The organism is Asaia bogorensis NBRC 16594, assembly GCF_001547995.1.
Classification (GTDB): Bacteria; Pseudomonadota; Alphaproteobacteria; order Acetobacterales; family Acetobacteraceae; genus Asaia; species Asaia bogorensis.
The window spans coordinates 2,627,365-2,647,375 of record NZ_AP014690.1 but is presented as its reverse complement, the minus strand read 5'-3'; the positions used below and the strand labels follow the sequence as shown (position 1 = coordinate 2,647,375).

The window sequence follows — 20,011 nt, the reverse complement described above, 5'->3', positions numbered from 1 at the left end:
GGGCCGATTGCGGCTATGAAACAGGTAAACCAGCACTGTCATGATTTGGAGAAGCAGTTTGGCATGCGCTGCGCGCGATATGGTTCTCTTCCAGTCACCATGTAACAGCTGTGGCAGGAATACCCGGCAAACCTAAAATATGAGCCGCTGGGGGTCATAGGGCGAACTTGCCCGCCTTTGGGGCGTGATAGGATTACGGTGGCGCAATCAAGGCTACCGATCACAGGGGCTCGCCATGAATCTCATTGTCATCATTATCATCGTTCTTCTTCTGCTCGGCACATTCGGTGGCTATGGCGGCTGGTATGGCACGCCCTGGACCGGTTATGGCGCTGGCGGCGGTGTAGGACTGATTGTTCTTGTTCTGCTGATTCTTATCCTTATGGGTCGCCTCTGACAGGTCATCCCGTATTGATAGGACGGGATATGGGCGGGGGAGAGCACTCTCCCCCTGATCCAAGTCACGGCAGGTTGCCTTTCAGATTTTCTGCCTGAGTGTTGTCGGATTGAGCCCGGTATGGGCCCGACACAACGTGACAAAACTCGTCACGCTTTCATAACCAAGCATGAGTGCGATTTCGGTAACTGGTAATCCGGCTGCCAAAAGCTGACAGCCTCGTATGATGCGGGCGATCTGCATCCACGCCCCTGGCGACAAGCCTGTTTCGGCATGGAAACGACGCGTGAAGCTTCGACGGGACAGACCACATTTCGATGCAAGGTCATCGAGCGACAGTTTTTCCTCACAATGGCGGGCCCAGTCCGATAGCACAGCGCGTGTCAGGGCATGACGTGGCATGGGCAAAAGCACGGGGCTCGCAAGATTGGTCTCGATTTCATCACGCATGACGGCCAGAAGATGATGGTCAATCGGGCGTACGAGGCAGGGGGCCTGCAGATCGCGCTCCCAACGTGACATCAGCGCTTCCATCAGAGGTGTCGCGGTCAGGGCAGCAGGTTCGCTCGGCATGAGCGCCTGGGCGAGAGAAGCGGAGATATAGAGCCGGCACCCATCGACCCCGGCCATGTCGCCACCATGGGTCATGTAAGGTGGAACCCAGTAGGCCTGACCGGCGGGGATCATCCATCGCGCCTGTTCGGTAGCCGTAACAATATGCCCCCGCCTTATCAGGCCAAGTTCACCGTGCGGGTGCCGATGAAGGGCAATACTCTCGGTGCGATCACGATCGCGGTCAAGAAACAGATCAGCCTCGCTTCCGATACGGTCGATCAGCAGGGGTGCGTTTATACCCATTATGGCCCGATCCTGTTGGTATATGCCCTAATCATGTTAGCGGGCCAGAGACGCGCTGGCGATACTGGCTGCATGAATACCGTAAAGATGTGTCTCAGGACGCTGCAGGAATGGCTCGCCATCCTGCTGCCCCTTCTCCTGCTGGCTGGCTGCGCCGGAACGCATGTGGCGTCCGAAGTCACGGCCAGTGATCCTTCCCTCCTGCCACCCCATCAGATTGCCCTTGTGATCGATGATCAAAGCGTATCGCCTCGCAAGGCCGATCGTGCCCGGCGTCATGATACAGCCGTGGCGACAACCCGCGTGGCACTGATGAACGATTTGCAGAAAATGCTGTCTGCCCGCCATCTCGCTGTGGTGGCATCGGGACAGCCTGCCGATATGACCCTGACCTGCACGCTGACGAAAATCCGGCCCGGCAGCACCGTGGCGCGCCTGCTGATCGGCTATGGTGCGGGCAAGGCAGAGCTTCAGGTCAGGACCGTTCTGGCGGAGGTGGGCAGTCGACACACGCCTTTGCTGAGTTTTGTCACGACCAGCACCACGGGGGCCATGCCGGGGGCAGGTATTGGTGTCGCATCGGCTGCCTCGGCAGCGGGGACAGCCGTGCATATGGCAGGGCCGTTGCTGGGTGTGCCTGGAACCCTGCGTCAGGGATTGGCGCAGGAGGCACAGCAGACGACAGACCGCATCGATGAACGACTGGCTGCCTATTTCCAGGCCAGAAACTGGCCCTATCCGCGCCTGCCAACCTCGTGGCTCTCACGCCTCTGAAAAGCCCGGCCTGCATGGCTCGGAGCAAATCTTACCCTCTGGGCGTCAGAAGCGCGCGTTTGACGCCAAGGCGATCCACCTGGGCAGGGGAAAATGGCAAGCGCTGCATCTCGCCCTTGTACCAGGGCGAAAACAGATCGGCATAATGGGGCGAGGCCGGATCGCCTGATTGTCCGGGGAAGTTGAGAAAGAGTGAATTATCCCATGCGCCTACATCGCAAACCATCAGGAAGCTCGCCCCACCCGTTACGGCATAGGGGTTGTCCTTCACATGGCCAGGATCGTACCAACGCGCCATGACGGTGTAGTGGTCACCGCCCGAACCAAAGGCAGGACCACCCGGCGAGGGAAATCTGGCGGCGATGGCCGGGTCGTTTTCCAGAGCATGATGCAGGGTCAAACTATGCAGGCGCCCCCATTGCCAGGCAACGGGCAATGGCCCCATCAGTGAGACACATTCGGCATAGGCCCGGTCGAGTTGTTCCAGCATGAACGCCTCGCGGTGCTGCTCCGGTGACGTGCCACCGAAATTCCGGGCGTTTTCCAGTAGACCAAGCTGCGTCACGGGGCTGAGTTCGGCTGCGAGAAGATCGTTGAGTGCGGAGGGGATGAAGCGCTCGTGCAGAGCCTTGCCAAGCCGGGTCACCCAGACTTCGTAAAGCGCTGCGGCAGCACTGCTGGCCGTCACATGACCATCCCAGTTTTTCAACAGGGGCAGCGCGGACCGGGAGAGCGTATCACGCGTGTCATGCTCCGGTAGCAGCGCGACCATTCGCAGCGCCAGAAGTGAAAGCGTGTCGTGCTGCAGAGCGATGCTGTCCGCGAGGCTGGCCCGAGGGGTGGCATCGAGCACCTGCTCGACCCGTTCGTGGCGATAGGGCGGGCTCCATTCATGGCTGATGGTGAAACCCGGCGGCTCTGGCAGGTTCATTTCATTGGAGGTGCTGAACCAGCCCTTGGCCGGATTGAACTGGTGGGGCAGATCCTCCAGCGGGCGTAATCCCAGCCAGTCGAAACTTCCATCGCCGGGGGCAGGCATGAGGCCATCATGATGCGGGCGGCGGCGGGGGAGCCCGCCAGCAGCCTGCCAGCCGATATTACCGTGCCGATCTGCATAGGTGAAATTGGTAGGGCTTGTGTGATGGCGCAAAGCCTCGCGGAACTGGGGCCAGTCCCTGGCAAGATTGATGCCGATATTACCCAGCAGGGCGTTGGCCCCCGGTGCCAGCCATGTGGCGGATACCGCAATGGCACGTCGCCGGGAGAGATCCTGTGCAATCACCGGCCCCTGCGCGGCGTAGCGCAGCACGATTTCCCGAGGGGCGGCACCGCGTATGGCGATGGTCTCGCGCCTGTGTGTCATCTCCCGCCATGCCCCGTCATGCCAGTAGCGGTCAGGATGATCGGGATGGGTGTTCAGAACGAACAGATCCTCCTGATCGATATGGAAATTGGTACGCCCGAAGGCAATATCGGCATTATGGCCCTGCATGATGCCGGGCATCCCCGGCGTACCTGCCCCGATCACATCCAGACCCGGGGCTGTGAGATGGATCACATAACGAGGGCCCGGCACGCCGAAGGAGAGGTGCGGGTCATTGGCCAGGATGGGACGTCCCGTCACCGTGCGATGCGGGGCGATGCACCAGGCATTGCTGCCCTCATTGGCGCGGCGATGGCCCATATCGCCATGCAGGGTTGCGGCATGAATGGCCCCAAGGGGCAGGCGCTTTTGCAGCACGCCCAGCGCACCAAGATCGTCATGTGACACGGCGCTTGTGTCCAGCCCCTGCGGGACAACGAGCGGGCTGTCGGGTTCGCGGGGGGTGATGAGGCCATCAAGACCGAGGAGTGCCTCGCCCCTTGCCGCAAGACGCGCCCGTCTGATTTCAAGCGCGGTGTTGCCTGTGGGCTCGGCCCTCATGCGGATCAGGTCATCCAGCGACCATTCCAGAGGGCGATAGTGATAAAGCGCGAATTCTGGCGGGAGCGTCTCCTCGTCGGTCAGGGGGCGGATAAAGGCGTTGATCCCGGCAACATAGGCGCCTGCGGCCTCGCGTATGGCCGGGTCGTATTGCGCCCATTCGGCCTGACAATCACCCTGAAACAGAAACAGTCTGTTGGCCTGATCGGAAGGTAGGAAATCGGGGCCGAAAACCTCTGCCAGCCGACCGATCGATTGCCGGTACCCAAAATCGAGCTGCCAAAGGCGATCCCGGGCAATCAGATAGCCATTGGCAAAGAAAGCATCCCCTAACGTCTCGGCACGCACGTGCGGGACACCCCACTGATCCTCGATAACCGTGACCGGGGCTTTCAATCCTTCGAGACCCTGCATGGAGGCAGTTTTTGCGCTCGCACGGGCATGGCGTGGCAGGCAGGCAGCCAGAGCCGCACAGGCGCTGGCCTGCAGCAGGGCGCGCCGACCTGTGAGGGGGGAAGAGGGCATGGCGCTTGTCCTTTCCAAGGATGTTATTGGTCGAAAGCGAGGGTTATGGGAGCGAGGGCGTAGCACCACGTATCACGTGGTCTGGGCAGCGAGCCTTGCAATCCGGCGGGCCGATCCGGCGGCCAGGGTAAAGCCGAGCGCCCCGTGACCGACATTGAGCAACAGGTTTTCGCACGGGCCGCGTTCGATGATCGGCACACTATCCGGCGTGGCGGGGCGCTGGCCAATCCAGCTTTCGGCCTGTTCATAAGGGCCTGCGCCGGGCAGGGCTTCCTGCGCGAGGTGACGCAGCTGCGCAATCCTGTTCGCATCGGCCCGCGGGCCTGCCTGACCGATATCGACCATTGCAGCGATGCGTAGTCTTGTACCGTGGCGGGCATAGACCACGCGCCGGTCATAATCGGTGACGCTGACGGCAGGCAGATGACCCGGCGCGGGCGTAAGGGTGAGTGAGTAACCCTGCAAGGGATAGAGCGGCAGGGTAAGCCCGATCTGGCGTGCCAGTGCTCTTGACCCCAGCCCTGCTGCCAGCACGACCAGACGCGAGGGTAATGCCCTGTTATCGACATGTACGATGCAGCGTGTGCCCTGTCGTGACAGGCTGGCCTCGCCCTGAACCTGCCGGAAGCGTTCGGACTGGCGCATGGTCTCGATCAGTTTCAGGCAGAAGGCATGACAATCGGCCACCTCCTCGCCCTTCGTGAAGAGACCACCAGCCAGCCGGGGCCGGAGTGCAGCAAAAGCCGGTTCGAGTTCGAGGCATGCATCAGGCGACAGGACGCGCTGATTCTGCGGATCGGCCAGATTGGCCACATTGCGCTGCATGCTGCGTGGATCGCGAAACAGAATGAGTTTCCCCGGCCTCTCCCAGTCGAAACCGCCCAGACCCGCGCTGCGCCATGTCGCGAGTTCGCTCTGGCTTTCGAGGGCCAAAGTGAGCAAGGCCTGGCCACCCATCCGGAACCTGTCCGGAGTGCAGGCCCGCAGGAACTGCGCGAGCCAGACCCATTGTGCCGGGCTGGCATTGGGGTGCAAGGCTACAGGCGAGCCGGGGCGCCCCAGCCATGACAGTGCCTCGCGCGGGGCCGATGGGCTGGCCAGTGGGGATACATAACGATAGCTGAGTTGGCCCCCATTGGCCCGGCTGGCACCGCTGGCGGGGGTGTCGTGACGTTCGACAAGGGTGACATGATGCCCGTCGCGCCAAAGGGCAAAAGCGGTTGAAAGGCCGATGACACCGGCCCCGATAACAGTAACGGACTGACGCTGCGCCACGGGCCCTGCCTTTGTTTCTCGTGTAACAGGTCAAGCCTAGGGGGCGTGGGTCGGGTCATCCATTGGGAAGATAATGTGTCCCCTTAACCTCAGGTTATGGCCCGGCGCACGTCATTCGATCCAAGTGGCTGAGAGTGCAAGTAATCTGCCCTGTCGGCGTGTCTCACGGGCAGGGCTTGTGCCGTATTCCGGGGCTATCACGATGCCGCAGGGTGTGGTGATGTTGCGCAACCGAACTGGATCGTCATACCGGATGCGACATGATCACGAAGCCTGAGACAAAAATGGTTCTGCCCCGCCGTGCATTGCTGTGCGGGGGCGTGGCGTTGTTCGGTCTTGCTGGCTGTGAGGCGCCCTCTGCCTTTGCCGGGGTCGACCGCCTGGCGCGGGATGCTGTCAAAGCCGGTCAGTGCCCCGGTATCGTGCTGGCTATCGGGCATCAGGGGGCCATTGTTCACCGTTTTGTCTATGGTGCGCGTGCGCTGGTTCCCCATCGTGAGGCCGAAAGCTGGGATACGTGCTTCGATATGGCCTCCCTGACCAAACCGACTATGACGGCGCTCGCGATCATGCAGCTTGTCGAGCAGAAAAGACTCAGCCTCGACCAGCCTGTCTCATCCGTGTTGCCGGGTTTCGAGGCCGGTGGAAAAGGCGCTCTGACCATACGCCTGCTGCTGACCCATTATTCCGGCCTGCCTCCCGATATCGATCTGAGTCAGCCTTGGCAGGGCAAGGAGGAGGCGGTGAGACGCGTCATGGCCATCCGCCCCGCTACCATACCGGGCAATGCCTTTGTCTATAGCGATGTGAACTACATCACGCTTGGGCTGGTGGTGGAAAAGCTGAGCGGCCTCGCGCTCGATACCTATGTCGCCCGCTTTATCCTCGGGCCTATGGGCATGACCCATAGCGGATATGGGCCCGACCCGGCGCTGGGTGCCCTGATCGCCCCGACCCAGTACGACGAAAAAGGCATCATGCTGCGTGGCGTGGTGCATGATCCGACGGCACGTCGCATGGGCGGTGTGGCAGGGCATGCCGGGCTTTTTTCCGATGCGCATGACATGTGTCTGTATGCTCAGGCCCTGCTGGACCGGCTGGCCGGTCGTGCCAGCACGTTCCCGTTGCGTCGTGAGACACTGGAAATGATGACGACGCCGCAGCAGCCTTCCGGCAAGACCGATCTGCGCGGTCTGGGCTGGGATATTGCCACCCATTACTCCACACCGCGCGGTGATTTGTTTTCGCCCCGCTCCTTCGGGCATACGGGTTTTACCGGCACGTCTCTCTGGATTGATCCGGTGAGCGACAGCTATGTGCCGATCCTCACCAATCGTGTGCATCCCTCAGGTGGTCACAGTGTGGTGGCGCTTCGGCGTGCAATTGCAACCGAGGCCGCCCGTGCGCTCGGCATCGACAGAACGGGCAAGGTGCAGGGCTGATCATGGCACTGCGCCTGCGCTCCATCGAACTGGTGTATTACGTCATGCGAACGGGCTCGCTGCGTCAGGCCGCCGAGGCGTTGAACGTGTCGCAACCCGCTGCCAGCAAGGCGCTGCGCTATGCTGAGCAGTCTCTTGGTTTTGCGCTGTTCGATCGCGTGAAAGGCCGTCTTGTGCCCACGCGTGAGGCACAGATCATGCTGCCGCGCATTACAGCCCTGTTCGATCAGTTCGCCGATCTCTCCCGTCTGGCCGAAAACCTGCGCACCGGCAGAGGAGGGCATGAGTTGTCGATTGGCTGCGTGCCGAGCCTTGGGCTCAGCGTAGTGCCACGCGTGATCAATCGCTATCGCGAGAAATCGGGCGATAACATGCTCAGTGTGGATACGCTTCATGGAGCCGAGATCATTGCGGGCCTGCGCAAGCGCGATCTCGATTTCGGGATTATCTTCGGCGTGACCGAAGAGCCAGGGCTGATCTGTGAGGCACTGGCCGAGATACCTCTGGTGCTGCTCGACAGTACGGCAGCAGAGGGACCGGTACGGCTTGAGACGATTGACCCGGCGCGCTGGATCGGGCTGGCCGATCATGACCCGACATCATGGGCGCTGAGCAGTGCCTGGAAAAAGGCAGGCTGGGAGGTGTCTCCTGCCATCAGGGTGCGCACGCACTACATGGCGGCAGAACTGGCAAGGCTCGGCGCAGGATGGGCGATTGTGGACGCTTTCACCGCCCTGCATGATTCGAGCCTGCCCACAGCGCGTCGCCTTGATCCACCCATGACGATAACTTGTTCTGCCGTGTATCGCGAAGATCATGCCCTGCGACGCATCGCCCGCAGTTTCATCCAGATCCTGCGTCAGGAATTCACACGCGAGATGGCGCGGCTCTAGAGAACGCGGCAATCACTCCACGGCAGCAAGCGCTTCAACCACGCGGTCGATGGCGTCGGTGGGACGCTCACTGGCCGCCGGGCCTGGGGCCACGTCGCTCAGCGGTTTTGCAGGTGCGGTTGCGACGGAGAGGGGTTCCGGCACGTCATTGAGCAGGATCGACACCACAAGCTTGCGTCCGCTGGCCGTAACGAGATAGCCGGAAAGGGCGTGGGTGCCGTTGAGCGTGCCGGTTTTGGCGTGGAGCCTGCCTGCGACGACGGTGCCCTCAAAGCGATGAGACAACGTGCCATCGGTCGCGGCAAGAGGCAGATCATCGGCCCATTCGCCGCCCCAGCGCTGGTGTTGCGCCCAGAGCAGCAGCGAGACAATATCGCGTGGAGTGGCACGGTCATAGGGCGACATGCCAGAGCCATCGGCCAGCGAAACGCGGCTGAAATCCACACCGATCGAGGCCAGAAGCTTCTCGCGTTCCTCCAGCCCGGCCTGAACCGTTCCCTGACCGGCCAGAAGGCCGAGCCGGCGCAGAAGAAGTTCGGCGTGAAGGTTCTGACTGTCCTTGAGGATATGCCTGATATCGATGGCAAGCGGTCTTTGCGGCATGACACCCAGACGGACAAACGGGAGGTCCAGTGGGGCTGCGTCCTCACCCTCTGGGCGATGACGGACTTTCGTTTCATCAACGCGCACCCCACGGGCGACCAGCATGTCCGCCAGTTGCCTTGCGGCAAGTTGCGCCGGGTCGATGATGCCAGAGTGCACAGTCAGGGGAGTGGGACCCGGCTTGATGGCGCCTGTGAGGGTGCCGGAACCGCGCTCCGTGTCATTGTCGGGGAGGAGCGTTATCGCCGGTGCCTCGGCCGCATCACGACGTGTCACGACATGGTTCACGACGCGATAGGTCGGGGTGATGGCCGACACGGTGGCGGGTGCGCCCTCGACTGGGCCGGGCGTCACGACCAGAGAGGCAACATTATCGTCAAGCGTCAGGGCTGAAATGGCTGTGCCATAGCGGGTGGAGAGATTGTTCCAGCTCCAGCCATCGCCCCAGCGCGTATCGGCAAACAAGGTGTCGTCACCGATCACGGCATGAACGTGTTTGAGGCCAGCTCTGGCGGCGGAATCGGCAAGTTCGGTCAGGCATTGCTGCGCGCAATCCGGCGCGGCGGAGAGAAACGGATCTGCCGCGCCGCGCAGGATAAGATCGGGCGCTCCGTTGTTACGTGGTGCCAAAAACAGGGCCGTATCGAGCTGATAGGGCGGGCGTGTGAGTGTGTCATAGGCGACGAGCGCAGCAGCTGTCGTGAAAAGCTTGGCGTTTGAGGCTGGAACGAAGCGCTGCCTTTCATGACGCGCGTAGAGCACGCGCCCTGTCTCGTCAGTGATCAGGATGCCCCAACGGGCACCTCGGGCCTCCATGGGGCCCAGCAGGGGGGCGAGGCGGGCGGCCAGCCTGTCGTGGCCGGGGGCAGGCACACAGGCGGAGAGCCCGAGCGCCGAGGCGAGGGAGGCGAGAAACAGGAGGGCAGGGCGCATGAGCATCAGAATTCCATGCGTATGCCGCCGCGATAGGTCCGCCCCAGCAGGCTGCTATAGGTGGAATCCGCAGCCAGTCCGCTGGTGGGCAGCAGGATCGGCGGGGCGTTGCCCAGATTGGTGACGTTCAGGAAAATCTGCATCTGGCCAATATTCTGAACAGGAAGTTTGTAGGTAAAGTTCATGTCGAAATAGAAGGTTCCTGCCACCCGGTTATTGTTGATCGATGGGTAATTGGCATTATACACGCCGCAGGTTGTCGTGCACTGCACATAACTGTTCGAGTAATTTCCCGCGCTGATACCGCGTGCCACTGCTGTGATGCTGTAGCTCTCCGCGCTATAGGTGGCCGAGAAACGATAGATCCATTTTGGTGGTCCGTTGGTGATGTCACCTGCCGTATCGACCACATAGCCTACACCCGAGTCAGAAACGTATTTGAGGTAATTGCTGGCCTGACCATGCAGTGTGAAGGCGCCTCCTGCCTTGGGCAGGATGCGACGCAGCGGGAAAGTATAGGAAGCGTCGATATCGATGCCGCTGGTTTCGAGCTTGGCGAAGTTGAAGGGCGAGGCGCTGATCAACAGGTCACGCGTACCGCTCGGGTCGGGGCGAATGGCGGAACAGAAAGTCGTGTAGCCCTGATAACACTCGTCGATGATCGATTGCGGGTAGAATTGCTGGATAGCGTGTTTGATCTTGGTGTGAAACCAGTCGATGGAGAGGGCCAGCCCCGGTACGTAGCGGGGCGTGATGACGGCACCCACCACGGTTGTATTGGCTGTCTCCGGCTTCAGGTTGGGGTTGCCTGTCGTGGTGGACAAAACCGTGTCGGTCTTGCCCGTGGCCGGGTCGAGCACTGTGGTCGTTTGCGACGTGCCAGCGTTATAGAGTTCGTTGATGTTCGGCGCGCGGATGTCATGGGACTGCGTGGCGCGAAAGAGAATATCGCGTATCGGCTGCCACGTGCCGCCGATCTTCCATGTCGTGACATAACCCGATGTGGAATAGTCGGTCGCGCGTACCGCGCCATTGGCGGCCAGCCCGCGTGCAAGAGGCACGGCGGTTTCGACATAGGCTTCCTTGACGTTGTAATTGCCGAATGTGGGCAGGTAGTTACCGACCGACCAGCCCTTCTGATATTCCGTCGGCACATAGCCTGAGGCGCGCTCATCGCGATATTCGCCGCCGATTGCCACATTCACGTCACCGGCCCATGTGGCAAACGGAATGGTGGAGAGATTGACGCCGGAAACGATCTCCTGAAAACGCTGCTCGCGCCATGGGTTGCCGAGCACATAGCTGATGGCGGCCTGTGACATGACGCCTGTACCGAGCCAGTCGATGGGCGCGCAGCCATTACCCGGATCCGTCAGGCTGGATCGACAGACAATCTGTCCAGAGGCATTGCGCACGGCATCTGTCGCGTTGGCAATTCGGGCTGTATTCATCACATTGTTGATCTGCTCATGCGAATGCGTGACGCCATATTGAGCATAGGCCGTCCATGAGGCCTTGTGCCCAAAAAGCGTGAAATTGCCTTCTCCACCGAAGGTGTAACGCTGCACATCGCGCGTGTTGGTGATCTGGCGATAGGGCATGTCGAGCGCGGTTGTGCCCACGGTGACGCCCGTCACGTTCCTGAGGGCATCCGCGCCCAGCGCGTCGATCAGATACGGGTTGGTGCTCTTGATCGCAATGGAGGTCAGGTATTGCGGCCCGGCGTTATAAATGTAGTTGCTCTGGTTATAGGCACCCTCGGCATAGAGGGTCATCCATGAGGCAACGTCATAGCTCAGGCGCCCATAGAGGTTCTTGCGGTCGCTCTCCGGTTGCAGGCCGAGATTGACGTTATTATTGGCAAGACCTTCATCCCCACCGACCGACACGCTGGAAGTGGAGGGTGAGCCGTAATTGTAATGATTGACGCTGCCGCCCTGACCGAAATAGACGCCGCGCAGGCTGTTGGCCACAGCGCCTGTCGAGGCGTTGATGATGCCGCCGGGCAGGGCGTTATTCGTGCCTGCATTGCCCACGCGGATATAATAGGGCTGACCGTTTCCGGCGACATAGGCGGGGTTGGCAATAATCCGTTCGCCATTCTGATTCCAGCCGCGCGTGATCTTGAAAATACCGTCCTGATGGGCGTAATCGCCACTGAGAAGGACATGGCCCTTGCCCTTGGCGAACCCGAAGCCGCCGGCAATGGCAGCGTGCTCGTTCTGGCCATCGCCGTAATTGGAAATGCCTGAATCGGCATCGACCTTGAGCCCGGTATAGGTCTTGTCGAGAACGAAATTGGTCACGCCCGCCACCGCATCGGACCCGTACTGCGCCGAGGCGCCCCCGGTGACGACATCTACGCGCTTAACGAGTTGCTGGGGCAGGGTATTGATATCGACAATACCCGTAATGGCAGACGGCGCGGTGCGCCGCCCATCAATTAGGACCAGCGAGCGTACGGCGCCGAGGTTGCGCAGGTTCAGCGCATTGATACCGGCCAGACCCGAGCTGAGAGCCAGGGTGGAGTTTTGCGGTGTGGTGCTGCCGGCAAACTGCGGAAGCTGGTTGACCAGATCGGCCAGATTGTTCGTGGGGGACTGGTTGCGTATCTCCTGCGCGCTGAGCGTGCTGACCGGCGTGGGCGATTTGATACGGCTATTGGCGATATGGCTACCGGTGACAGTCAGGACCTCACGATTGCCGGATGGGCGATTGCTGGCCTTGTCTGCCCTCTTTTGCGCGATGGCGGGTGACTTGGCCGAACCCGCCTTGGCTCGCGTGCCTGAAACTGTCCCGGGAGGCGCACCCTGCGGCGCAAGCGGCGTGATCTGAGCCTGTGCCGTGTCGACAAGGCCCCCGCTCAATTCATGGGGGACGGACAGGATAGTGAAAGCCAGAAGCGCGTTGCGAATGTGATGCCTTGATGTCATGACGCTGCTCCTGGGGCCGGTAACAATCGCAACATTGCGATATCGAACCAATATGGGCAACCCGCTGCTCTCGTGTCGATTTCGGAACGACACCCAACCCATAACTTTCTGTTAAGGGTTGGCAGTCCAGCCGCGCACCCTGCAGGGATCTTGCCCGGCAGGGCTTAACCGAGTGGCAGGCATTATTTTCTGCTTGCAACTTGTGCAAGTTCTGCCTGTTGGAGGAGCAGACTGGCACTGCAGGAACTTCAGATGATGCTCAACCCGCCTTTGCGCTTTTCCCCGGATGTCGAAACGCCGGAGGAAGACGAGCAGCATGTCATTCAGGGCATCATTGATGGCATGATGGAGCAGAGCCGTTTGGTCGGCAAACGCGAGGGCCGCATGGTGCGTGCCAGCCATGCCAAACCGACGGCGCTGGCCGTTGGCACACTCGATGTTGCAACGCATCTGCCAGCTGAACTCGCCCAGGGCGTTTTTGCGACGCCGGGCCAGTATCCCGTTGCGGCGCGTTTTGCACAGGGGGCGGGTGAGACACTGGGCGACCGCGTCTCCATTCATCGTGGTCTTTCGCTCAAATTATTTGGGGTGGAAGGGGAGAAACTGCCCGGTCATGACACCGAGACGCAGGATTTCATCCTGGCGTCAGGCCCGACTTTCCCATCGGGCACGGCCGCAGGCTTCCTGCGTGATGGTGGGGTGATCGGCAAGGCCGCCGCTTTGCCTGAAGGGGTGAAGAGCGCGGTCTCGTCTGTGGCGCGTGGTTTGAATCATGCCCTTGGTCATGTGGGTGCGCAAAGCCCCATGGCGGATTTTCTGGGCCATCCCTACTCCCACCCGCTTTCCGAGCCATATTACAGTCAGGCCCCCCTGCGTTATGGTGCCTATGTCGCAAAGATCGCGGCATTTCCGATAATGCCGGACCTCGAGGCCCTGCAGTCATGGCGGCTCGACCCCCATCATGATGAGGACGGGTTCCGGCATGAGACGGTCACCTATTTCGGTGGGCGAGAGGTGGTGTTCGACATTCGCGTTCAGCTCTGGAACAACGCCGAGACGCAACCTATCGAGGATGCCTCCGTCATCTGGTCGGCCGATGAGGCACCCTTTCGGTCAGTAGGCAGGCTGAGCTTTCCCGTACAGAACGCCTTCAGTGCCCAACGCGCGGCCTTTTTTGAGGATCATCTGGTTTTCCGCCCGTCACAGGGGCTCAGTGCGCATCGTCCACTGGGTTCGGTCATGCGCGCGAGGATGCAGGTCTACAAAGCGCTATCTGCCTTTCGACACGGTGAAAACGGACAAACCGAAATCCAGCCGGTCAGCATCGAGCAAATCCCCGCCTGAATTCTTAGACAGGCCATTCAACATGTGTGGGCTTCCCGCTCTTCTGTCCTGCGCGGTGAAGCTACCAACTGAAGGAAAGACCCCTGATCATGCGTATCGAATTCTATGTCATTGCGGGGCTGGTTCTGCTGGCACTGGTGAACATATTATGGGCAGGAGCCGCCAAGACGCGCCAGTATGGCACGGAATGGAACATGGGCGCACGAGACGGCAAGATGCCGGAATTGCAGCCTGTACCGGCACGTCTGGCGCGCGCGCAGGCCAATCTTTTCGAGACGCTGCCCCTCTTCCTTGCGACGCTGCTGGCGGCTTTGCTTGCAGGTCATGCGGGATGGAAGACGCAATGGGGTAGCTGCATCTATCTGGCAGCACGAGTGATCTATCTGCCGCTTTATGCCGCTGGTGTCCCTGTTGTACGAACCGTGGTTTTCATGATCTCGCTTCTGGGCCTGCTTCTTACGCTCTGGGCGCTGGCTTTCGGGTAGGCTCTGTCCAAGCATCAAACGCGAATGGGGCCTGACTAAGCCTTGCGATGCGCGGGATGTTAGCTGCGTTTGCCGATGTTGCATGGTTGGCGGGGGAACCGCTGACCAAGGCGGTCCAACGGGAAGTCAAAGCCCGCCACGCGCTCTGCGGCGGGCCGCGTCACCAGCCGATACGCGGAAACGGCCAAGCCGCTCAGAGCCGTCATCTGCAGGGTGGCCACAGCAGACTGGATCACGATCAAATGGGGCCTATTGGGTCCCGGACTAACGCCTGGAACGCCGATAACTCTCTTTTCAACAAGCTAGTAGTCCGAATTCTGGGATACAAAACCATAAAGCTTCGGAACACACCCTGACAGGGCACTGAGAGACAAAGGTGTTACTTGAGTAATGCTGCGTGTGATTATAGCATAATCTGCGTTATCATATAAGCGAAAGACGGAATGAGATTCACATCTTGTGAGTTCTGCCCCTTCTTTCCAAGTTCGAACGTTCCCGCCCGGCAGGCGTGCGGGATTTTTTAAGTCCAGAGACTCTTTTTTCGTCCATGATCGTGAGAAGGATTGACGCAGGCAGAAGCGGAGCCTAAAATAAGTCAATTATCTCGCATTACCGCGGCTGCTACCCGGTTTTGTATCGAGATATAAATGAAAAAATTTGTTCAAACTCATCGTATTGATGAGAATAGAGTACGTATATCTACAGATAATGGTTTGGACATCGTACTGTTCGCAAACCAGGATGTTCCTATTGATAGGGCGTCTCTGCGTGAATCTGTCGGCATTGCACAGATTCATGATACCGTAGAGCTTCTCCGGAAAGCAGACTTTCTTCCAGAAAGTTGCTCATTGAAGCGGGTCGTGTTGACTCCTGACTTTCACAAAGGATCTGGCATCCCGGTGGGGACTGTCCTCGATGCGCGAGGCTTTATTATACCCAAGGCTATAGGTCGCGACATCAACTGTTCGATGCGCTTTGTAGCGACCGATATTTCTGCGGATAAATTCAGGTCTCTTGGTCGGGAACTCGACGACAGGTTGCGTCATGTGTTTTTTGCCGGTGGAAGAGATGTGGTGTTCGACGAGCGTCAAAGAGAAGCCGTCATGCGATATGGTATCCTAGGCCTAGACAACAAAACGCCGATGAAAGGGCTATTTTCTGTAATCGACGCGGAGATTCTGGAATGCGAGTTCAATAGAACGCATAACGGAGGTTCTTGGAATACTCAGAACAATTGGATGTTTGATGATTTTATTCGAGGTTCTGGGGGTGAATCTAGAGATAGTGCTTTGGGCTCGATTGGCGGTGGAAACCATTTTGTTGAGTTTCAAGAAGTCTCGAAGGTCATGGATACGCGAACCGCATATGAGTGGGGCATCAGACCCGGTACAATTGGCGTAATGATACATTCGGGATCATTGTTCGCTGGCGGAATGGTCGGTGATTATTACATGGATCTTGCACGCAGGCTTTACCCGTCCAACCTAGAACGCCCGAAGCATGATTTCTACCCTCTCCCACTAGACGGCAAATATGCTCATCATGCGCGCGAATATCTCAATGCATTGGGGCTTGCTAGCAACTTTGGTGTCATTAATCGTATGTGCATGCAGTATATGGCTCTCAGAACGTTGAGAGAAATCACGGGCCAAGATTTTGATAGCCATCTAGTCTATGATCTCTCGCACAATATGCTTTTCGAAAATGGAGGTGACTACATTCATAGGAAAGGATCGTCTCCTTCTGAAAAGAATGACTCTTTTATAGAGGGTCATCCTGTCATTATACCCGGCAGTATGGGGAGTAGCTCATTTATCATGAAGGGTGGGAGCCTGGCTGAAGCTCTCAACTCTGCACCACATGGAGCTGGGCGTCTTCTGTCGCGCGGAAAAGCGAGAGGAGTGACGTCAACGGAGAGACTAAGAGTGGTGTCCAAGGTCAATCCGATAGGGTTGCGTGGAGACATCAGACGTGAGCTTGATAAAGAGCTTATGGAAGAGGCTCCTGACTCTTATAAGCCAATTTTGCCCGCATTTAATACAGTGCAGAGCTCAGGAATGGCTTCGGCCGTTGCTGAGATGAAACCAATTCTTACGGTAAAGGGGTGAAACTCTATCCATACCTTATGTAAATTATCGAGTAAGCCGTTGTTGGTTTTAGTGGGGTTTTGTGGCGGTTCGTTCTTGGCTATTTTCTGCGGTTTGCAATACCGCCATATTTCCCAATGTGCGGCTGTAATGCATCATGATGTGATGCTTATAAGTTTCACCATCTATGCAGGAACGTTTTAAGACTAGCGAGCCAATCAAATCGGGTATTGCGGGCGATCTCATGACTTATGGTTCTAGTGCGAGCGCTTTAGCTGCATTTTTTCAGGGTACCCAGTCTCTGCGACGATGTTGACGTTGTGGCCATCCAGACCAATAAGAGAATCAATTTCCCGCTTGATATCTGGCTCGCTGGAAATTCCTGAGGCTTGGTTAAGAAACAGAAAATACAATATTGAAGCTCAAGGTTTGTCTGAACAGGCAGTCTTAAAGAGTTTTGCCGGGAAGCTCGCCGAGAGCACCGCGAGCGCAGAGACTATAAAAGCGCGAGCTGAACATTGCGCACTCACAGTTACCGAAAAATATCAAAAAAGCCGAGAGAGTGTCTCTCGTAGAACATTAGAATACCTTGCGGATGAAAAGCTTTCAGATGAAGCTTCTGCACTAGTTTCCAGGGCGCTGGTCGTGTCTTCCATGAGGAGAGGTCGCCCCCGAGATGGTCTCGGTCACGATGCTGTCTTCGCTCACGCCCTCACGGAGCAGGTCGCTCACCTGATTGTCTGTCTGTTGTCGCGATGTGCTTACTCTCGCATAGCCATATTTTCCCATATTCCCGTCCTGTCATTGCGGGACAGCTTTTCGGTACGTCTGCACCCGGTTTCGCCATCCTCCCATTATCGTAACAGAATTAAATGTTTACGGGATATCCTGGGTGCAGGCTCAGCACTGCACAGGATGTGTGACGGCCTCGCTCCCCCCCCGGAATGAGCGTCTGTTTTTCCCCTGTTTATCGGAGGGGATGCACCCGGCATGGATGTCGAGATTTTCGGTCGCAAGGTCTGGATTTACGGAATCCAGGGACGGGTCAGCGGTCTGCGGGCATGGACCGAGACCCACACCACAATCTCGGGAGGACAGGTCAGGGATTCCGCACATGGCGGTCTTCAGGTGGACGCACACGGGTCGATGTCCACACCACCCATCACCAGAGCTTCTGGGTCATCGACGCTCTCTCTCAGTGAATCATTGATGTCCTGAAAGAGCTCCTTCGTCAGGCGATGCACCCCTGAATACAGCCTGCCCGTGGCCAGAGAAGGTGCACAGGCCCGGCTTTTTGCAAGCGATTTGTCGTTCGTGTCGAGCGTGACCCAGAGCTCGCGTCGTCTCATCAGCTCACGCAGATACGTCGGAATGACACGTCTGAAAGCATATCCGGCAGGGCGTCGAACCAGCATTGCAAGGCCATGATGGTACACCCGAAAGTAGCAAAACACCGGGTTCAGGTTGCGGGAACCTGAAAAACACAATCATTTCAATGTGTTATGTGGTGCGAACTATGGGACTCGAACCTCAATACTCTGGGAAGTTCACATCACTATTTCAAATGATTTTAGGTATCTCGCTGTCTGCGCGCTTCTTCCTGTTTCTTTCTATTCCCATTCTTGGACAAACGATCTGGGAAGGCAAGAGCTGATTTCGAAGGTGCTCGTGGGTTGTAATTTGCCCGGCATGATTGGATGAAGCGTTGTCAGAGTTCTTCAGGCGATGTTGGGGAGAATGAGCGATTGATAGCTCTCCTATCAATCATAAAATGTGCTTATAGTGATCGATAGGTGGTAGGGTATCGATCATACGTTGGAACGGGCCGGGATCGCTCACCTCTGGCTCGAAACCATTCATCCTTTTGAGGATGGGAATGGTCGTCTTGGTCGTGCTCTTGCAGAAAAAGCACTGGCGCGAAGTCTCGAAATCTCGGTGGTGATGGGACTGGCCGCGACCATCAATACTCATAAAGAAGCGTATTACGATGAGCTGCACCGAGTGAGTACATCCAATTACATCGAGAGCTGGATGGCATGGTTCGCAAGTATCGTTCTCGAGGCACAATCCCGGACAATTGCCACGATCAGTTTCGTCGTGGAAAAGGCGCGGTTCCTTGATGGTCTGAGAGGACAGCTCAATCCTCGCCAGGAGAGAGCCGTACTCCGGATGCTGGCTGAAGGGATAGACGGCTTTCGAGGTGGTTTGAGGGCCCAGAACTATCGCGCAATCACCGGAGAACCTCCGCCACAGCCGCGCGTGATCTGGCGGAACTAGTCGTGCTCGGGGCATTCACCAAGACCGGAGAGAACCGCTACGCTCGCTATTCTCTCAATTTCGATAGCTGCGTTTGATCGTTGCAAGACCCGATGCATCGCATATGTCTGATCATTCGTTTCATTGGTGCCGTTCTGAATCGGAACAACTCTGGTTGTGTTGTTCCCCCGCCGCATGGCGCTTCGAAGGGGTAGCCATTCGGATATCAACTCAGCCTATCTCGAGCTCACGCCCCCCGTTCCGACGCCAAGCAATCAAGACACCTCTTGCGGTCGTCAGACTGACCTCAGTTCCAAGAGCGCATTCCTTAACCGTCGCGACCCGCCATCCTTTTTTCAACAATGTCAAACGAACGGCTTTGTCCCGCGCCACATTTGCCTCGAACTTGGAAATCCAGAATTTAGGTCGTGTCGACGGAGTGGTAGCGTATCTACAGCCACGATGATAATGCCAGAAGCAGCCATGTACGAAGATAGTTGTCTTGTATTTCGGCAGAATCAGGTCCGGTTTCCCACGAACTCCTTTGGCGTGAAGCCGATAGCGAGAGCCCAATGCGTGTAGGGATTGGCGCAAAGTCAGCTCTGGCTTTGTATCCTTCCCCCGGATTCCGGCAATCATCCGGGATCTTGTTGCTTTGCTGACGACTTCTATCATTTGCCTTCTGGCTTCAAGCTGAGAACCTATTATGCAGCTGTTCGTTTGAATTCGAGAGGTTCCTGTCTTGTCAGCCACTTTGGGCATCGTTGATCTGTTTGCCGGACACGGTGGCTTGAGTGAGAGGTTTGCCTCATTCGAGGTCAACGGACGCTCCCCTCTTCACATTGGGATTTCGGTTGCGAAGGAGGCGTCGGCATATCGGACCCTGCGGCTACGCGCTTTCCTGCGCGCCATCTATCCCGGCACGGTGCCTGCTAGAAGCCATCCTGAAGTTTCATGCCGGTCTGACGGACGAACCGGACTGGTCAGAGATCGACGCCGCCTCTTGGGTAGAGGCGGAGGGCGAGGCTCAATGTCTGGAACTAGGCAGTGATGCGGCTGCAGCAGCCATCGATAAGGTCATCACCAGTTTGGCACGGGCATCTGACGACACGATCTTGATTAGGGTGCCGCCCTGCCAAGCTTATTCACTTGTCGGGCGGGCTCGTTCGCGTGGCATGGCTGATTACGTCCCAGAGAAAGACCAACGCCATTACCTGTTTCGAAAATACATATGCGTGCTTGATCGACTGAAGCCGGCTGACTTTATAGTGGAAATGTAAAG

16 protein-coding genes are annotated in these 20,011 nt (G+C 58.1%); 8 read left to right on the top strand and 8 right to left on the bottom strand.

Annotated features, from left to right (window positions below):
• The first annotated feature begins 235 nt into the window (after positions 1 to 235).
• Positions 236 to 397, top strand: a complete 162-nt coding sequence (locus tag Asbog_RS14295) for a DUF3309 family protein (protein ID WP_083510864.1) — start codon at positions 236 to 238, stop codon at positions 395 to 397.
• An 81-nt stretch (positions 398 to 478) separates the two neighbouring features.
• On the opposite strand, the gene Asbog_RS11630 is transcribed toward Asbog_RS14295, so the two are convergent.
• Positions 479 to 1,255 (bottom strand): AraC family transcriptional regulator, encoded by a 777-nt coding sequence (locus Asbog_RS11630; protein WP_062165253.1) that lies wholly within the window; start codon positions 1,253 to 1,255, stop codon positions 479 to 481.
• A 72-nt stretch (positions 1,256 to 1,327) separates the two neighbouring features.
• On the opposite strand from Asbog_RS11630, the gene Asbog_RS11625 reads away from it, so the two are divergent.
• Positions 1,328 to 2,029: a DUF4410 domain-containing protein gene (locus tag Asbog_RS11625; protein WP_171840696.1), complete on the top strand. Its 702-nt coding sequence runs from the start codon at positions 1,328 to 1,330 to the stop codon at positions 2,027 to 2,029.
• Between the two features lie 31 nt (positions 2,030 to 2,060).
• On the opposite strand, the gene Asbog_RS11620 is transcribed toward Asbog_RS11625, so the two are convergent.
• Both Asbog_RS11620 and Asbog_RS11615 read right to left on the bottom strand, forming a co-directional pair.
• Positions 2,061 to 4,478 (bottom strand): penicillin acylase family protein, encoded by a 2,418-nt coding sequence (locus Asbog_RS11620; protein WP_083510862.1) that lies wholly within the window; start codon positions 4,476 to 4,478, stop codon positions 2,061 to 2,063.
• A gap of 72 nt (positions 4,479 to 4,550) precedes the next feature.
• Positions 4,551 to 5,753, bottom strand: a complete 1,203-nt coding sequence (locus tag Asbog_RS11615) for an FAD-dependent oxidoreductase (protein ID WP_062165251.1) — start codon at positions 5,751 to 5,753, stop codon at positions 4,551 to 4,553.
• Between the two features lie 260 nt (positions 5,754 to 6,013).
• Between Asbog_RS11615 and Asbog_RS11610 the strand changes: the two genes are divergently transcribed.
• Positions 6,014 to 7,195: a serine hydrolase domain-containing protein gene (locus Asbog_RS11610; protein WP_062165250.1), complete on the top strand. Its 1,182-nt coding sequence runs from the start codon at positions 6,014 to 6,016 to the stop codon at positions 7,193 to 7,195.
• A 2-nt stretch (positions 7,196 to 7,197) separates the two neighbouring features.
• A complete protein-coding gene (locus tag Asbog_RS11605) occupies positions 7,198 to 8,088 on the top strand; it encodes a LysR family transcriptional regulator (protein WP_023978837.1) in 891 nt (296 codons plus the stop codon).
• 12 nt (positions 8,089 to 8,100) lie between these two features.
• Here the strand turns inward: Asbog_RS11605 and dacB are convergent, their stop codons facing one another.
• Positions 8,101 to 9,624 carry a D-alanyl-D-alanine carboxypeptidase/D-alanyl-D-alanine endopeptidase gene (gene dacB, locus Asbog_RS11600; RefSeq protein ID WP_171840695.1) on the bottom strand — a complete coding sequence of 508 codons (1,524 nt, stop codon included), beginning with the start codon at positions 9,622 to 9,624 and terminating at the stop codon, positions 8,101 to 8,103.
• Positions 9,625 to 9,629: 5 nt separating this feature from the next.
• Positions 9,630 to 12,557 carry a TonB-dependent receptor plug domain-containing protein gene (locus Asbog_RS11595; protein WP_083510861.1) on the bottom strand — a complete coding sequence of 976 codons (2,928 nt, stop codon included), beginning with the start codon at positions 12,555 to 12,557 and terminating at the stop codon, positions 9,630 to 9,632.
• 252 nt (positions 12,558 to 12,809) lie between these two features.
• Between Asbog_RS11595 and Asbog_RS11590 the strand changes: the two genes are divergently transcribed.
• The 3 genes from Asbog_RS11590 to Asbog_RS11575 all read left to right on the top strand — a co-directional run bounded on the left by Asbog_RS11590 (position 12,810) and on the right by Asbog_RS11575 (position 16,494).
• Positions 12,810 to 13,901: a catalase family protein gene (locus Asbog_RS11590; RefSeq protein ID WP_197669044.1), complete on the top strand. Its 1,092-nt coding sequence runs from the start codon at positions 12,810 to 12,812 to the stop codon at positions 13,899 to 13,901.
• An 89-nt stretch (positions 13,902 to 13,990) separates the two neighbouring features.
• Positions 13,991 to 14,386: an MAPEG family protein gene (locus Asbog_RS11585; protein WP_062165248.1), complete on the top strand. Its 396-nt coding sequence runs from the start codon at positions 13,991 to 13,993 to the stop codon at positions 14,384 to 14,386.
• A gap of 647 nt (positions 14,387 to 15,033) precedes the next feature.
• Entirely contained in the window at positions 15,034 to 16,494 is a 1,461-nt protein-coding gene (locus Asbog_RS11575; protein ID WP_083510860.1) for an RtcB family protein, read from the top strand.
• Positions 16,495 to 17,097: 603 nt separating this feature from the next.
• Here the strand turns inward: Asbog_RS11575 and Asbog_RS14710 are convergent.
• Both Asbog_RS14710 and Asbog_RS11570 read right to left on the bottom strand, forming a co-directional pair.
• Positions 17,098 to 17,262, bottom strand: coding sequence for a recombinase family protein (locus Asbog_RS14710; RefSeq protein WP_231944575.1), 165 nt, complete (start codon positions 17,260 to 17,262; stop codon positions 17,098 to 17,100).
• 335 nt (positions 17,263 to 17,597) lie between these two features.
• Positions 17,598 to 17,888: a DUF6538 domain-containing protein gene (locus Asbog_RS11570; protein ID WP_062165245.1), complete on the bottom strand. Its 291-nt coding sequence runs from the start codon at positions 17,886 to 17,888 to the stop codon at positions 17,598 to 17,600.
• A gap of 400 nt (positions 17,889 to 18,288) precedes the next feature.
• Between Asbog_RS11570 and Asbog_RS11565 the strand changes: the two genes are divergently transcribed.
• Entirely contained in the window at positions 18,289 to 18,750 is a 462-nt protein-coding gene (locus Asbog_RS11565) for a Fic family protein (protein ID WP_231944574.1), read from the top strand.
• Positions 18,751 to 18,960: 210 nt separating this feature from the next.
• On the opposite strand, the gene Asbog_RS14285 is transcribed toward Asbog_RS11565, so the two are convergent.
• Positions 18,961 to 19,404, bottom strand: coding sequence for a very short patch repair endonuclease (locus tag Asbog_RS14285; RefSeq protein WP_083510859.1), 444 nt, complete (start codon positions 19,402 to 19,404; stop codon positions 18,961 to 18,963).
• Between the last annotated feature and the right edge of the window lie 607 nt (positions 19,405 to 20,011).